This is a genomic window from Streptomyces glomeratus, assembly GCF_021462825.1.
GTDB lineage: Bacteria > Actinomycetota > Actinomycetes > Streptomycetales > Streptomycetaceae > Streptomyces > Streptomyces glomeratus.
In genome coordinates this window covers 236,068-250,140 of record NZ_JAKEEB010000009.1, presented here as the reverse complement: position 1 = coordinate 250,140, position 14,073 = coordinate 236,068, and the positions used below count along the sequence as shown (strand labels likewise).

General features: G+C 70.7%; 12 protein-coding genes. 9 read left to right on the top strand and 3 right to left on the bottom strand.

Annotated features, from left to right (window positions below; all coding sequences use genetic code 11):
• Genes LZ604_RS13930 through LZ604_RS13910 form a run of 5 tightly spaced genes read left to right on the top strand, consistent with a single transcriptional unit; the run spans window position 1 to window position 5,628 of the window.
• Window positions 1-894, top strand: coding sequence for an ABC transporter permease (locus tag LZ604_RS13930; RefSeq protein WP_234515385.1), 894 nt, complete (start codon window positions 1-3; stop codon window positions 892-894).
• Window positions 891-1,772: an ABC transporter permease gene (locus LZ604_RS13925; RefSeq protein WP_234515384.1), complete on the top strand. Its 882-nt coding sequence runs from the start codon at window positions 891-893 to the stop codon at window positions 1,770-1,772. The genes LZ604_RS13930 and LZ604_RS13925 overlap by 4 nt, the downstream gene beginning before the upstream one ends.
• A 5-nt stretch (window positions 1,773-1,777) precedes the next feature.
• The gene (locus tag LZ604_RS13920; protein ID WP_234515383.1) at window positions 1,778-2,848 is read left to right on the top strand and encodes an ABC transporter ATP-binding protein; all 1,071 of its coding nucleotides are present in this window, start codon (window positions 1,778-1,780) and stop codon (window positions 2,846-2,848) included.
• A 34-nt stretch (window positions 2,849-2,882) separates the two neighbouring features.
• A complete protein-coding gene (locus LZ604_RS13915; protein ID WP_234515382.1) occupies window positions 2,883-4,202 on the top strand; it encodes a flavin monoamine oxidase family protein in 1,320 nt (439 codons plus the stop codon).
• Window positions 4,195-5,628: an aminobutyraldehyde dehydrogenase gene (locus tag LZ604_RS13910; RefSeq protein ID WP_234515381.1), complete on the top strand. Its 1,434-nt coding sequence runs from the start codon at window positions 4,195-4,197 to the stop codon at window positions 5,626-5,628. The genes LZ604_RS13915 and LZ604_RS13910 overlap by 8 nt, the downstream gene beginning before the upstream one ends.
• Window positions 5,629-5,691: 63 nt before the next feature.
• Here LZ604_RS13910 and LZ604_RS13905 read toward each other — a convergent pair whose 3' ends face one another.
• On the bottom strand, window positions 5,692-7,404 hold the full coding sequence (locus tag LZ604_RS13905; RefSeq protein ID WP_234515380.1) for a serine/threonine-protein kinase: 1,713 nt from the start codon (window positions 7,402-7,404) through the stop codon (window positions 5,692-5,694).
• A 196-nt stretch (window positions 7,405-7,600) separates the two neighbouring features.
• Here LZ604_RS13905 and LZ604_RS13900 point away from each other — a divergent pair, with 196 nt between their 5' ends.
• The gene (locus LZ604_RS13900; protein WP_234515379.1) at window positions 7,601-8,341 is read left to right on the top strand and encodes an FAD binding domain-containing protein; all 741 of its coding nucleotides are present in this window, start codon (window positions 7,601-7,603) and stop codon (window positions 8,339-8,341) included.
• Here the strand turns inward: LZ604_RS13900 and LZ604_RS13895 are convergent.
• A complete protein-coding gene (locus tag LZ604_RS13895) occupies window positions 8,315-8,935 on the bottom strand; it encodes a TetR/AcrR family transcriptional regulator (RefSeq protein ID WP_234515378.1) in 621 nt (206 codons plus the stop codon). The two genes, LZ604_RS13900 and LZ604_RS13895, sit on opposite strands and share 27 nt — an antisense overlap.
• Before the next feature lie 89 nt (window positions 8,936-9,024).
• On the opposite strand from LZ604_RS13895, the gene LZ604_RS13890 reads away from it, so the two are divergent.
• The gene (locus tag LZ604_RS13890) at window positions 9,025-9,816 is read left to right on the top strand and encodes an SDR family NAD(P)-dependent oxidoreductase (protein ID WP_234515377.1); all 792 of its coding nucleotides are present in this window, start codon (window positions 9,025-9,027) and stop codon (window positions 9,814-9,816) included.
• Between the two features lie 128 nt (window positions 9,817-9,944).
• On the opposite strand, the gene LZ604_RS13885 is transcribed toward LZ604_RS13890, so the two are convergent.
• Window positions 9,945-11,576 (bottom strand): sigma-70 family RNA polymerase sigma factor, encoded by a 1,632-nt coding sequence (locus LZ604_RS13885; RefSeq protein WP_234515376.1) that lies wholly within the window; start codon window positions 11,574-11,576, stop codon window positions 9,945-9,947.
• A gap of 377 nt (window positions 11,577-11,953) precedes the next feature.
• Here LZ604_RS13885 and LZ604_RS13880 point away from each other — a divergent pair, with 377 nt between their 5' ends.
• Window positions 11,954-12,454, top strand: coding sequence for a DUF485 domain-containing protein (locus LZ604_RS13880; RefSeq protein ID WP_234515375.1), 501 nt, complete (start codon window positions 11,954-11,956; stop codon window positions 12,452-12,454).
• Complete coding sequence (locus tag LZ604_RS13875) at window positions 12,451-14,067, top strand: sodium/solute symporter (RefSeq protein WP_234515374.1); 1,617 nt, start codon at window positions 12,451-12,453, stop codon at window positions 14,065-14,067. Before LZ604_RS13880 ends, LZ604_RS13875 begins: the two co-directional genes overlap by 4 nt.
• Window positions 14,068-14,073: the final 6 nt, after the last annotated feature.

Below are 14,073 nucleotides of genomic sequence, written 5' to 3'. Positions count from 1 at the left end.
ATGGCACTGCTCCGCTTCTCCTCGCGCACCCGTCGGCGCGGCGCCGACGGCAGCCGCATGTGGACCTGGTTCATGCTGCCCGGCACCTTGTGGATGACCGGGTTCCTGATCGCCTCGCTGGTGCTCGTCGCCGTCCTCGCCGTAGGGACCACCGACGACCTCGGCAATCCGCGGTTCGGCTTCGACCTGTCCGGCGTACGCGCCCTGGCCGACCCCGCCTACACCGAAGTCCTCGCCCGCTCCTTCGGCTACGCCCTGCTGACCTGCGCGATCTGTCTGCTCGTCGCCTACCCGGTGGCGTACACCATCGCCCTGTACGGCGGCCGCTACAAGCACGCGCTCATCGCCGCGATCGTGGTGCCGTTCTTCGCGAACTACCTGGTCCGCATGTACGGCTGGTCGGTGGTCCTCTCCGACGACGGACCCGTGCTGCGCGCCCTGCGCGCGGCGGGACTGGCCGACGGGAGCACGAAGATCCTCAACACCGGTGCCGGCGTGGTCGCGGGACTCGTCTACGGCTTCGTCGTCTTCATGATCATCCCGCTGTACGCGGCCCTGGAACGCCTCGACGTCTCCCTCATCGAGGCCGGCCGCGACCTGTACGGCGGCCCGGTCCGCACCTTCTTCTTCGTCACGCTGCCCGCCACCCGGCAGGGCGCGACGGCCGGGCTCGTCCTGGTCTTCCTGCCCGCCATGGGCGACTTCGTCAGCGCACAGCTCATGGGAGGACCGGACCAGATCATGATCGGCAACCTCATCCAGGACAAATTCTTCCAGGGCCAGAACTGGCCACTGGGCTCGGCGCTCACGATGCTGCTGATGCTGGTCCTGCTGATCGGGATGTTCGGCTATCTGCGCCGTACCCGCAAGGACGAGGCGGAGGCCCGCCGATGACCCTGCTGCGCCTGCCCTCAGCCACCGCCCCCGCCCGTCCCGCCGCCCGGAGCCGCTCGCGGCGCGGCCGCGCCGACCGCAAACCGCGCGTCCTGATCGCCGTCACCGCCATGTTCTTCGCGCTGCTCTACCTGCCCATCGCGGTCGTGGCCCTGTTCTCCTTCAACTCCAAGAAGTCCCTGACCGTCTTCGGCGGGTTCAGCCTTCGCTGGTACCGCGCCTTCGTCCACGACGACGTGATGATCGCCTCGTTGGGCACCAGTCTGCGGATCTCCCTGGTGGCGATGGCCGGTTCGGTGGTCCTCGGCGTCGCGCTCGCGCTCGGCCTGGTCCGCTGCCGTACCCGGCTCGGCTCGCTGGCCGGGCTGATCATGCTGGTGCCGCTGATCACGCCGGAGATCGTGACCGGGGTCGCGTCGATGCTGCTGTTCAAGGGACTGGGCGTGGCCCTGTCCACCGGCACGGTGATGCTCGCCGAGATCACCTTCTCCATCTCCTACGTCACCGTCATCCTCCGCTCCCGGGTCGCCGCGCTGAACCCGGAGGTGGAGGAGGCCGCCATGGACCTCGGCGCCACCCGCTGGCAGGCGGTACGCCTGGTCACCCTCCCGGCCCTGCTGCCCGCCGTACTGGCCAGCGCCGTACTGATCTTCGCGCTGGTCTTCGACGACTTCGTCCTCGCCTACTTCACCACCGGCGTCGACCCCCAGCCGCTGCCGGTGCGGATCTACTCGGCGATCCGCTTCGGGGTCCAGCCCACCATCAACGCGGTCGGCACGCTGATGCTCGCGGGATCCGTCGCCCTGATCGCCCTGGCCCTGTTCATCCCGCGCCTCTTCGGCCGCCGCGGCGGCCTCGACATCCTCTCCGGGGAGTGACTTCCATGGACGCGACCCCCGCCGTCCGGCTCGACGGAGTCTCCAAGCAGTTCGCGGACTCCTACGCCGTCCACCACCTCGACCTCGACATCGAGGCCGGCCACTTCTTCTCCCTCCTCGGCCCCTCCGGCTGCGGCAAGACCACCTCGCTGCGCATGATCGGCGGATTCAGCGACCCCACCGAGGGCTCGGTGCTGCTCGCCGGTGAGGACGTGACCGCGCTGCCGCCGAACAGGCGCAACGTCAACACGGTCTTCCAGAGTTACGCCCTGTTCGACCATCTGAGCGTCACCGACAACGTCGCCTTCGGGCTGAAGCGCAAAGGAGTCGCGAAGGCCGAGATCCGCCGGCGCGTCGGCGAGATGCTGGAACTGGTCCAGCTCGACGGCCTCGCCGACCGCAAGCCCCGTACCCTCTCGGGCGGCCAGCGGCAGCGCGTCGCTCTGGCCCGCGCGCTCGTCAACCGGCCGGCCGTGCTGCTCCTCGACGAGCCGTTGGCCGCCCTCGACCTGAAGCTGCGGCGGCAGATGCAGGTGGAGCTGAAGCAGATCCAGCGCGAGGTCGGCATCACCTTCGTCTTCGTCACCCACGACCAGGACGAGGCGCTGACCATGTCCGACCGGATCGCCGTGATGAACGAGGGGCGCATCGAACAGTGCGGCACCCCCGAGGACGTCTACGAGCACCCGGCCAGCCGGTTCGTCGCCTCCTTCATGGGTACGTCCAACCTGATGACCGGCACCTACCGGGCCGGCGAGGTCGCTCTCGACCAGGGCCCGGCCCTGCCGGTCGGCCCGCGGACCGGCATCGCGGAGGGAGCCGCCGTCAGCGTCTCCCTGCGCCCCGAGAAGATCTGGCTGTCCGACTTCGAACCGGGCATGGCGACGCTGAGCGGGGTGATCCGCGAGACCGTCTACAGCGGCCCGACCACGACCTACCTCCTCGAACTCGCCCCCGGTGTCACCCTGTCCGTGCTGGAGCAGAACACGGCCCGCGCGCGCATGGAAGACCGCTGGAGCGGCGGCGAGACGGTGGAGTTCGGCTGGCGGCCGGAACACTGCCTGGTCCTCGCCTGACCCCACCCGCCTTCCCCTCACGAAAGCGACTCCGATGCATCACGACGTGATCGTGCTCGGCGCCGGGCTCGCCGGGCTCGCCGCCGCCCGGGACCTGGCAGCCGCCGGCACCGACGTGCTCGTCCTAGAGGCCCGGGACCGCGTCGGCGGCCGGGTCGAGCAGACCCGTACCGCCGACGGCCGTACCGTGCAACTGGGCGGCGAAGTGGTCGGCCGGGGCCACACCGCGTACGTGCAACTCGCCAAGGAACTCGGCCTGGAGCTGGTACCCAGTTACGTCGCCGAGCCCGGCCTGATCACCCGGTCCACGCCCGAGGGCCTCTCGGCCGGCGATCCACCGCACTGGTTCGGCCCCGCCGACATGGCCCGGCACGAGCAACTCGGCGCGGAGTTCAGCCATCTGGCCGCCACCGTCGACCCCGACGACCCCTGGTCGCATCCGGAGGCGGCGGCACTTGACCGGCTGTCCGTGGCCGACTGGCTGCGCTCCCGCCACGCCACGCCCGCCGTGGTACGCCTGTGGGACATCGGTCAACTCGCCCTGGCAGGAGGCTCGTACGAGCGCATCTCGCTGCTCGCCGCACTGCGCAAGAGCGCGGCGGTCCCCGGCTCGGGCACGGGCGACTACGACTACGACGACTGGGAAGGACTGCGGCTGGCGGAGGGCTCGGCGACGCTGGCCGAGATCATGGGCCGCGAGCTGGGACCATGCGTCCGCCTCGGCTCGCCCGTCGCCGCCGTGGACATACGACCCGGTCGTTGCACCGTCCGTCTGGTCACCGGCGAAGTCCTCACCGCGACGGCGGTGGTGAGCGCCCTGCCGGTGGGACCGCTCCGTTCCGTCTTCGTCACCGGCGTGAGCGAGGACCGCCTGGCGTCGCTGCACCGCCAACGGCACGCCGTGGCCGCGAAGTTCGCCGCCGTCTACGACCGTCCCTTCTGGCGTGCCGACGGTCTGAGCGGCCTGTCCGAGGCCGAGGGGGTCCTGGGCAGCACCTGGCCGCAGAACGAGGGCGTCCTGTCGGCGCTGATCCCGCCCGAGCGCTACGGCGTCCTGCTGGGCACCCCTCCCCCACTGCGCACTCCCGAGCTGCTGGCCGAGATCGCCGCCATGTTCGGCGACCAGGCACTCCGGCCGACCGCCTGCCACCTGCGGCTGTGGGGCACCGACCCGTGGACCCAGGGGTACGTCACCCAGTGGCCGCCGGGCGAGGTCATGGCGGTCGGCCCGCTGCACGGCACCCACGAACCACCGTTCTACGTCTGCGGCTCGGACCAGTGGGTCGCCGGATACATGGAAGGCGCCGTCCGCACCGGCCGCGCCGCCGCAGAGGAGGCACTGCGCCGTGGCTGAGTCCGCTCCCCTCACGACGGTCCTGAACCACATCGGCGGCAAGGAACTGCCGGCAGGATCCGGGGCCACCCTGCGCCTGACCGACCCCGCCACCGGGCTCCTGCACGCGACGGCCCCGCTGTCCGGCGCCGAGGACGTGGACGCGGCCTGCCGGGCGGCTCAGGAGGCCCTTCCCGGCTGGTCGGCCACGACTCCGGCGCAGCGGCAGACGGCCCTGCTGCGCATCGCCGACGCGGTGGAGCGCCACGCGGGTCCACTGACGGATGCCGAGGTCGCCGACACGGGCAAGCCGCGCGTCCTGTTCCTGGCGGACGAACTACCCGCCATCGTGGACGTACTGCGGTATTTCGCCGGAGCCGCGCGGAACCTGCCGGGCGCCGCGGCCGCCGAGTACACCCCGGGCCGCACCTCCGTCCTGCGCCGAGAGCCGGTCGGCGTCTGCGCTCAGATCACCCCCTGGAACTACCCGCTGATGATGGCCGTGTGGAAGATCGCACCCGCGCTCGCCGCCGGCAACACCGTCGTGCTGAAGCCCTCCGACACCACGCCGTCCTCCGCCGCGCTGCTGGCCGGGCTGGCCGCCGAGCACCTGCCACCCGGCGTGCTCAACGTCGTGTGCGGGGACCGTGACACCGGGCGCTCCCTCGTCGCCCACCCGCACGTCCGGCTGGTGGCCGTCACCGGAAGTGTCGGCGCCGGACAGGAGATCGCCGCCGCGGCGGCCGCCGATCTCAAGCGGCTCCACCTGGAACTGGGCGGCAACGCACCCGTGCTGGTCCATGAGGACGCCGATCTCGACGATGCGGTGGAGCAGTTGTCGGCGCTGGCCTTCTACAACGCGGGGCAGGACTGCACGGCCGCCACGAGGATCCTGGTCCACCAGCGGATCCACGACGCCTTCCTGGCAGCCTTCGCCGAACGGGCCGAACGGCGGACCCCCGGAGCTCCCGACGAGGAACACACCGACTTCGGTCCCCTCGCCAACGCCGCCCAACTCGCCACGGTGGGCGGGCTGCTGGATCGGCTCCCGGCCCACGCCGAGGTGATCGCCGGCGGCACGGCCCTGGACCGCCCCGGGTTCTTCCACCGGGCCACAGTGGTATCCGGGGTCCGGCAGGAGGACGAGATCGTGCAGAGCGAGGTGTTCGGCCCGGTCGTCACCGTCCAGCCCTTCACCGAGGAGTCCGAGGCCTTCCGTATGGCGAACGCCGTCCCCCAGGGGCTGGCCGCGAGCGTGTGGACCCGCGACCACGACCGCGCCATGCGCGCGAGCCGTGCGCTGCACACCGGCATCGTCTGGGTCAACACCCACGGCACCACAGTGTCGGAAATGCCGCACGGCGGCGTGCGCCACTCCGGCTGCGGCAGCGACCTGTCCCTCATCGGCCTGCTCGACTACACCCAGGTCAAACACGTCATGCTGTGACGGACAGGGCACGAGTCCTCGCGGCTCATGGCCGCCGGGCAGGTCCGGTCGAAAGACCGCTCCTCAGCCGTCGTACGGCATGACCTTGGTGACCTTGCCCTGGGGGTTCGCCCGGAGATACCCGGACTGACCGTAGGCGTTACTGAGGTAGACGGACATCCCGGCAGGGCTGTCGAACACGTCGTCCGGCGGGTTCAGCACCAGGTAGCGGGTGCTCACATCGTCGACCTTCAGCTTCCGCTCGCCTTCGGACAGCAGGTAAGGCAGCTTGTCCCAGTCGAAGCCGTCCAGGCTGACGGACTTCGTCCCGCCGCTGAGCGAGCCGCTGATGATGCCCTTCTGTACGCCCTCGCCGGGACGGTAGGTGTACGAGTCGTACTTGGCGTCGCTGCCCTTCACCATCAGATCGGCGGAGACGTACCCCGGATAGACCGTGAGAGATCCGAACCGGGTCCGACCGGTCTCCTCCTTGAGCGCGTTGATCGCGGTGCGGATGCCGGCCGGAGTCAGCAGGTTCGTCGTCGTGCCGGTCCGCCCCTTCGCCGAGGGCGTGACCTCGACGGGGGCCGAGCCGACGGACGAGGGCGACTTGGCGGCGGGATCGCCGGACGTGGAGGACCCGGAGGATCCGGACATGTGGGAGCCTCCGTCCGGTATCAGCGTCCAGACGAGGACTCCGGCGAGCGCCACTCCGGCCACGGGCAGGGTCACCAGCGCCCAGCGCCGGCCACGGTCCGGCCGCACGGGCACGGTGAGGGACACGGGGCGCGCGCCCTGTGGGCCGGGGGACGTCGTCGGCGTGGCAGGTGCGGCGTAGGGTCCCGGGGGCATCGTCGGCGCGGGCCCGAATCCCGTCGGTGCGGATGCGGGGTGGGGAGCCTGTGTCGCCGGCGGCGCCTGCAGCCGGTAGGAGGCGGGCGCCTCGGCCTCGCGGGCGGCGCCGTCCAGCATCCGCTCCAGCTCCTGGGCATCGGGCCGTGCCGCAGGGTCCCGCACGAGCACCCGTGTCAGGACGTCCCGCAGCGGACCCGCCTTCACCGGCGGCGGGATGTCATCGCTGAGGACGGCGGCGAGCGTCGCCAGTGTGGTACCCCGGCGCAGCGGGTGGTGGCCCTCGACGGCCGTGTAGAGCATCATCGCCAGCGACCACAGGTCCGACGCGGGGCCACCGTGCTTGCCGGAGACACGTTCCGGCGCCATGTAGTCGGGTGTGCCGATGACCGACCCGGTGGCGGTGAGGGCGGTCGACTCGCGGATCGCGGCGATGCCGAAGTCGGTGAGCACCGGACGGCCGTCGGTACGTAGCAGAACGTTGGCCGGTTTCACGTCGCGGTGCTGGATTCCCGCCTGGTGTGCGGCGCGCAGCGCGGCCAGCACCTCGCGTCCGATGCGCGCCGCTTCGCCCGGGTTCATCGGCCCGCGCGCGAGGCGGTCGGCCAGGGAACCGCCGGTGACGAGTTCCATGACGATCCATGGGTAGCTTCCCGGGCCGCCGTCGACCACATGATGGATGGTCACCACATTGGGGTGATCGACACGGGCCAGCGCACGCGCTTCCCGCAGGACCCGCTCCCGCAGCAGCCTGGCGGCCTCGGGGTCGTACTCGGCGAGATCGGGATCGGGTGGCCGAACCTCCTTGACGGCCACGTTCCGATGCAGCACGAGGTCCCTGGCGCGCCAGACCATGCCCATGCCGCCGCCGCCGAGCCGTGCCTCCAGCTCGAACCGCCCGTCGACAACGCGTCTACCGCTGTTGTCGCTGCCTGCTCCACTCATGCGCGGGAGCTTAGTTGCCGCGGCCGGGTGAGGTGGCGCGGCCCCCGGCCCTTCCGAGTCGCTCCGGCTTGCGGGCATGCTCGTGTGAGCCCTGTATGCGCCCCGGTCCGCGCAACGACAATGCGCCATGCCCGTGGACGGTTGGCCGGTTCGTGCCTCCCGTCGGTCAACGCCCCAGGAAGGCAGGTCGGCTGCGATGCTGTTGCGACTTCCCACCACCGTGTCCGAGGCGCAGGAGTGCCTGGTCGAGGGAGCCGTGCCCGTCGGCGGGGCGACACTGGTGTGGGCGGACTGGCAGCGGGACGGGTTCCCCGAGCTGGCCATGTCGCTGCGCGGTCTCCCGGAGGCCAATGTCGTCGGGGGCGGGGCGCTGGGGGCCGCCGTGGTGCTGAACCGGATCGACGAGCGGGTACCGGACGTCATCCGCCTGGCTGCCGCCGCGGTGGGGACCGGCGCCGTACGTCGGACGGCAACGGTAGGCGGCAATCTCGTGGGCAGCGCGCTGCGCTGTCTGCTGCCGGCGGCTCTCGTGCTGAATGCGCGTGCGTCCATACTGGGCCCAGAGGGCGTCCATGAGGCCGACCTGGCCGAGGTGGTCGCGAAACGCCCGCTCCTGCTGAGCATCCACTGGTGCGAACCCGTCGCCAGCGCCTACCGCAAGCTGCCCGCCGCAGCGGGCGGACCTCCGCCGCTCGTCGTCGCCACCGCTCTGCACGCCGAGGGCGCCGGCAGCTTCCGCCTCCGTGCCGCCGTACGCGACGGGTACGACGTCATCAGCGAGAGCATCCTGTGCGACAGCGGCGGCAGCGACAGCGGCGGCGGCGAAGAGGCGCTGCGCGCCCTGCGCAGGACGGGGCTGGGCGATCTCCCCGGCGACGCATGGGAGATCGTCCGCCGGCAGGCCACAGACCTACTGCGCCCCTTCGGCGTTCGGTGACGACGTCGCCTGCTCGACGGGTCGGCCGGCAGTCCCGCGAGCCAGCAGCAGGAGGGCGTCGACCAGGTCTTCCGCCGGGCTTCCCGTGGCCAGACGGCGGAGTTGCAGACCCATCACCAGGGCGACCGTGGTGGCCGCGAGGCGTTCGGCGTCCGGTACGCCCAGCGCGGTGAGGATGCGGGTGGCGAGCCGGTCGTAGGCTCTGAACGCCTCCGCTGCGGCCTCCCTCAGTCGCTCGTCGCGCCCGGCGTGGATGTACAGCTCGAAGGGCGCGAGATGGGCGGTGTCGAGCGCTGTCCCACACGCGACCTGGCCGGCCAGGGACGCCGCGTCCTCGACGTCGATGGCCTCGGTCTGGCACTGGTCGGCCAGTTCGGTGAAGTACCGGGCCTCTTCGCGTACGAAGTACAGCAGACTCTCCCGCAACAGGTCGTGCTGGGTCTCGAAGTGGTATGTGACCGAGCCGAGTGACAGTCCGGCTTCCTTGGCGATCCGCCTGTTGGTGACCGCCGCGACCCCGCCCTCACCGATGATCTGCAGGACGGCGGTGATGATGCGCTGACGCGTCGTGGCGGAGGTGGCGGTGTTCGGCATGCCGCTCATTGTTCCATCCGCCTGCTGGTGGACAGTCCCCGGCGGCCCTCCCTATTGTTCGTTCGAACGAACAGATCGGGAGGGTAGTCGTGCACATTGCCGGAGCAACTGTTCTACTGACCGGAGTCACGGGCGGTATCGGTGGCGCGCTCGCCGCCGAGCTGTCGGCTCGCGGGGCGCACCTCGTTCTCACGGGCCGACGGCGCGAAGCGCTGGAACCGCTCGCCGATCGCTACGGCGCGCGGACGATCCTGGCCGACCTCGGCGACGCCGACGATGTGCAGCGCCTGGCGCAGGAGGCCGCCGGTACGGACGTCCTCGTCGCCAACGCGGCGCTGCCCTCCAGCGGCGACGTGCTCGACTACACGCCGGAGCAGATGGATCGGGCGCTGGCGGTGAACCTGCGCGCGCCCGCCATGCTCGCGCGACTGCTCGCTCCCGCCATGGTGGCCGCCGGGCGCGGGCACATCTGCTTCGTCGGTTCGCTGTCGGGGATGGCGGCCACCAAGTCGTCGTCCCTGTACACCGCGACGAAGTTCGGGCTGCGTGGCTTCTCGCTGGCGTTCCGCCAGGATCTGCACGGCACGGGCGTCGGCGTCTCGATCGTCCAGCCGGGCTTCGTACGGGAGCTGGGCATGTTCGCGAACACCGGGTCGGCGACGCCCGGCGGCGTACGCACCGTCGCGCCGGAGCGGGTCGTCAAGGGCGTGATGCGCGCGATCGAGCGAGATGTCGCCGAGGTCAATGTGGCCCCGCTGGAGCTGAGGTTCCTCACCAAGATCGCCTCCCAGTTCCCGGGGTTCTCGGAGCGCGTGCAACGGCTGGCGGGGGCGGAGCGGACTCTGGACACGATCGTGGCGGCACAGCGGTCGAGCCGGTGAGCAGGCGACCGTGAGCGTGGTGTCCCGTGCCGGGATCCGGGATGCGGCATAGGACGGTGGAGCCCACCGCTTCACGCCGCATCCCGGCCGTCAATGGGCCCTGAACGGATCTCGGTTGCGTCCCGGCGTCAGAGTTTGGCGCCGAAGTCCTGCGTCCACCAAGGACCTCCCGAACCTTTGTGGATGCCCACCCCGATGTTCTTGAACGAGCAGTTGAGGATGTTGGCGCGGTGGCCGGGGCTGTTCATCCAGGAGTCCATCACCGCCTGCGGGGTCTGCTGGCCCCGGGCGATGTTCTCCCCGTACGTGGACCAGCGGTAGCCGGCGGCGGTGATGCGCTGCCCGGGATCGGCACCGTCCGGGTTGGTGTGCTCGAAGAAGTTGCGGGCGGCCATGTCGTCGGAGTGGCCCTGGGCGGCCTGCTCCAGTTGCGGGTCCTCCGTCAGCGGACCGCAGCCGGCGGCCGCCCGCTCCTTGTTGACCAGGGCGACCACCTGCGCAACGGTGCCCGACGGGGCCGCCTGCGGAGTACTGGCCGCACTCTGCGTCGGCCGAGCGGATCGCCGGGGAGCCGGCACGCTCTTCCGGGTGGGGTGCGGGCTCTTGGAGGCGCTCGCCTTCTTCGATGGCGACGCGGACGGCGAGGGAGACGTGGAGGCCGACGGCGAGGTCTCGACGGCGCTCGATTCCGAGAGGTCCACTGCTGGTGCGCCTGCGGTGCGCGCGGCGGTCGCCGTCTGGGACCCGGTCCCGGAGTCCGTGCCGAAGTACCAGAGGCCGCCGCCGGCCACACAGGCCGCCACGACGGCACCGCCGACGGCCCGGCGCTGGATGCGCCGACGCCGACGGGCCTCGCCACGGGAGGTCGCCCGGCCCCGCGCGGCACGGTGTCCGACCCCCGGGGTCGATCCGGCGTTGCCCTCGGACGCGTGGAGCCGGGACGCCGAGCCGGCCGGGGCCATCCCGTCGGAGACGGAGCGCACGCTCGCGAGCAGCGCGGAGGACGGCGCAACCAGCGCAAGGCCGACGAGCAGCCCCTCTACGGGCAACAACCCGCTCCACAGGCCGGAGCAGCGCGCACAGCCGCGGGCGTGCCGGGCTATTCGCTTGCGCCACAGCGCCGAGGGCCGGCCGTCCCAGGAGGCCGACATGCCACGCAGTTCCTCGCACGGCGGCTGAGCGTCGAGCGCCCGCACGACCACGCGGGCGGCCTCCAGTTGCGCCTTCATCCGCTGCACCCGGACCGCCGTGTGCTGAGGGGACAGCTCGAGCGCGGCGGCGACCTCCGCACGGGTCAGCTCGCCTGCGCACTCCAGCCACCACAGCGACAGCAGCCCTCGATCGTCCGCCTCCAGCCAGCGTGTCGCGCGCGCGGTCTCCTGGCGCTGACCCGACAGCTGTAGCTGCACCATGGTCAGGTCCACGAAGTCGGCGCCCGGATCGGCGAGGTCCTCGGCCTCCTCCACCGCGACCGGGGCGAACTGCCGGTCCTGCCAGTGCTTGCGGACCTGGTTCATCGCGATCGCCACGAGCCAGGAGCGGAAGCTCTCGGGCGTACGCAGACCGCCCAGCGCGTCGAGGGCACGGAGCATGGTGTCCTGCACGACGTCGTCGACATCGGCCGAGCCGTTCAAAGCCCGCCCCACGATGTTGTAGACCAGCGGAAGGTACGCACTGACCAGGGCGTCCTGAGCCTCCGGGTCGCCCGCTCGCGCAGCGGTCACCAGTGCCGCCGACTCCACCGTGTGCTGTGTGCTCATCAAAAGCTTCCCTGTCCTCGACGCCGAACGTTTCTGTCCGATACCTGGGAGATCGCTCGATGAGCCACGGATAACAGTTCTTCGGACACTCGTTCCACGAGAGGTTGACCCCACCGTCTCAGCGACGCAATGGGAGATGTCACATCGGGGATGACAGCGCGCCGCTGCAGCGGAGCAGCGTGGGCTAAGGGTGCCCGATGGTATGGCGACCCTGCTGCCCGAACGTCCCAAGTCGCAGGCCGTGCCCGGGGAACGGCACCGACCCCGAAACGTAATCCACAGTGGGCTTACCGGCATCCCAACCAGTCGGTATCGTGCGCGAACCAACCTCCCCTAGTGCAACTGCACGACTCCGAGCCGTAGCGGAAGGCCAGGCGATGACATACGCCGACGAGAACCGGTACCCACCCTCAGCAACAGGATGGCCGCTGCCCCACACCGCGCCCCAGTCATACGGACCCGACTCCTACGGGCGCGACCCCTACGGGTACGACTCCTACGGGCACGACGCCGCTCCGTACGGGTCGTACGGCCGAGCCCCTTGGGACCAGTCGTACGAGCACGAGACCGACCGGCGGCGTGCCGACCTCGCCACCCTGCGTTCGGCCTACCGCCTGCTCCGCCGGATCTCGACACTCACCGCACTCGGCTCCTTCGTGGTGTACGTCGTACTGTCCTGCTATGCGCCGGGTCTGATGGGGGCCAAGATCACCGGAGAGCTGAGCCTGGGAATGGCCCTGGGCGTCCTGCAACTCGTCGTCACCTTCGCGGCGGTCTTCTGGTACGGGCGCAGCGCACAACGCTCCGTCGATCCGTTGGCCCGCACCGTCAGGGAGCGGGTGGCCCGCACCGGCCGGAACGCGGGGGTGGCGGGATGAACGACTTCAGTTCCGGGACCCAGGCCACCGTCCTCATCCTGTTCACCACACTGGTCACCGTCACGCTGCTGATGTGCGTGATGGCGGGACCGGACCGCGACGACCTGACGAACTTCTACACCGGTTACCTGTCGCTCACTCCGCTCAAGAACGGCCTGGCGATCGCGGGCGACTACATCTCCGCGGCCACGGTACTGAGCACCGCCGGCATCATCGCGCTCGCCGGGTACGACGGCTACGTCCTTGCGGTCAGCACCGCCCTGTCTCTGGTGCTGCTGATGTTCCTGATGGCCGAACCCCTGCGCAACGCCGGCAAGTTCACCATGGGCGACGTCCTGGCCCGCAACATGCCCGGACGGGCGGTGCGTATCGCCGCCTGCGTGGTGACGCTCTCGGCGACCCTGCCCTTCCTGGTCGTCCAGCTCTCCGGGGCCGGGTCGCTGCTCACCTTCATTCTGAACATCCCCCATCTGGCGGGTGCCAGGACGGTGTGCATCGTCATCGTCGGCAGCCTGATGATCATTTATGCGGCGATCGGCGGCATGAGAGGCACGGCGCTCATGCAGATGATCAAGATCGTGCTGCTGCTCGGCACCAGCGTCGTCGTCGCCGCTCTCGTACTGAACCGCTTCGACTGGAGCCCCGGCGACGTCCTCAGAGCCGCCCAGGCCGGCAGCGGCGCGGGCCCCGCCTATCTCCGGCAGGGCCTTCAGTTGGGCACCTCGGCCGTTGACCGGCTGGACTTCGCCAGTCTCCAGATCACCGTGGTCCTCGGTGTGGCCTGCTTGCCGCACATCACGATGCGTCTGTACTCCGCGCGGGACGTGCCGGCCGTGCGTCGCTCCATGTCGTGGGCGGTCGGCACGGTCACCACGTTCTGCCTGCTCGTGATCATCATGGGGACGGGCGCGGCGGCACTGGTGGGATCGCGATACATCACCGCGGCCGACCCGCACGGCAGAACGTCGGTGCTCATGCTGTCGCAGGTGCTCGGCGGCGCCCGCGGCTCCCTGGGCGCGACGATTCTCTACTCGGCCGTGGCAGGCATGGTCTTCATCACCCTGCTGTCGTCGGTCGCAGGCATGACCCTGGCCGCGGCCTCGTCGCTCGCCCACGACCTGTTCGCCCATGCTGCGCGGCGCGGACAGGCCGAGCCGCGTACGGAGATGACGGTGGCGGCGTGGACGAGCGTGGCCGTGGGGACCCTTGCGATCGCGCTGTCCACCCTGGTCGAGAACTGGGACGTCGCCGTGCTGACCACTCTGGCCGTCTGCATAGGCGCATCCGCGGTGGCACCCGCACTCACCTATTCCCTGTTCTGGCGAGGATTCACGCGCACCGGCCTGCTCGCCACCCTCTACGGCGGCGCGGCCTGCGCGCTGCTGCTCATGGTCTTCTCCAAGGCCGTTTCGGGCACGCCGGCCGCCGTCTTCCCGCACGCCGACTTCCACCTGTTCCCCATGCAGTCCACCGGACTGGTCTCCATCCCGTTCGGTTACCTGGCGGGGTGGCTGGGCAGCCGTCTGGACCACCGGCGCCGCGCCGCCGACAGCCGCGAGCACCGGCGCCTGTACGAGGAGAGCGAGGCCCGGCTGCTCGCCGCGGCCGAATGACCACGA

Bases quoted from the DNA above. Each gene is read 5' to 3' on its own strand.
- LZ604_RS13905 (WP_234515380.1), bottom strand. From the start codon at position 7,404: ATGAGTGGAGCAGGCAGCGACAACAGCGGTAGACGCGTTGTCGACGGG.
- LZ604_RS13900 (WP_234515379.1), top strand. From the start codon at position 7,601: ATGCTGTTGCGACTTCCCACCACCGTGTCCGAGGCGCAGGAGTGCCTG.
- LZ604_RS13920 (WP_234515383.1), top strand. From the start codon at position 1,778: ATGGACGCGACCCCCGCCGTCCGGCTCGACGGAGTCTCCAAGCAGTTC.
- LZ604_RS13885 (WP_234515376.1), bottom strand. From the start codon at position 11,576: ATGAGCACACAGCACACGGTGGAGTCGGCGGCACTGGTGACCGCTGCG.
- LZ604_RS13930 (WP_234515385.1), top strand. From the start codon at position 1: ATGGCACTGCTCCGCTTCTCCTCGCGCACCCGTCGGCGCGGCGCCGAC.
- LZ604_RS13915 (WP_234515382.1), top strand. From the start codon at position 2,883: ATGCATCACGACGTGATCGTGCTCGGCGCCGGGCTCGCCGGGCTCGCC.
- LZ604_RS13875 (WP_234515374.1), top strand. From the start codon at position 12,451: ATGAACGACTTCAGTTCCGGGACCCAGGCCACCGTCCTCATCCTGTTC.
- LZ604_RS13880 (WP_234515375.1), top strand. From the start codon at position 11,954: ATGACATACGCCGACGAGAACCGGTACCCACCCTCAGCAACAGGATGG.
- LZ604_RS13925 (WP_234515384.1), top strand. From the start codon at position 891: ATGACCCTGCTGCGCCTGCCCTCAGCCACCGCCCCCGCCCGTCCCGCC.
- LZ604_RS13895 (WP_234515378.1), bottom strand. From the start codon at position 8,935: ATGCCGAACACCGCCACCTCCGCCACGACGCGTCAGCGCATCATCACC.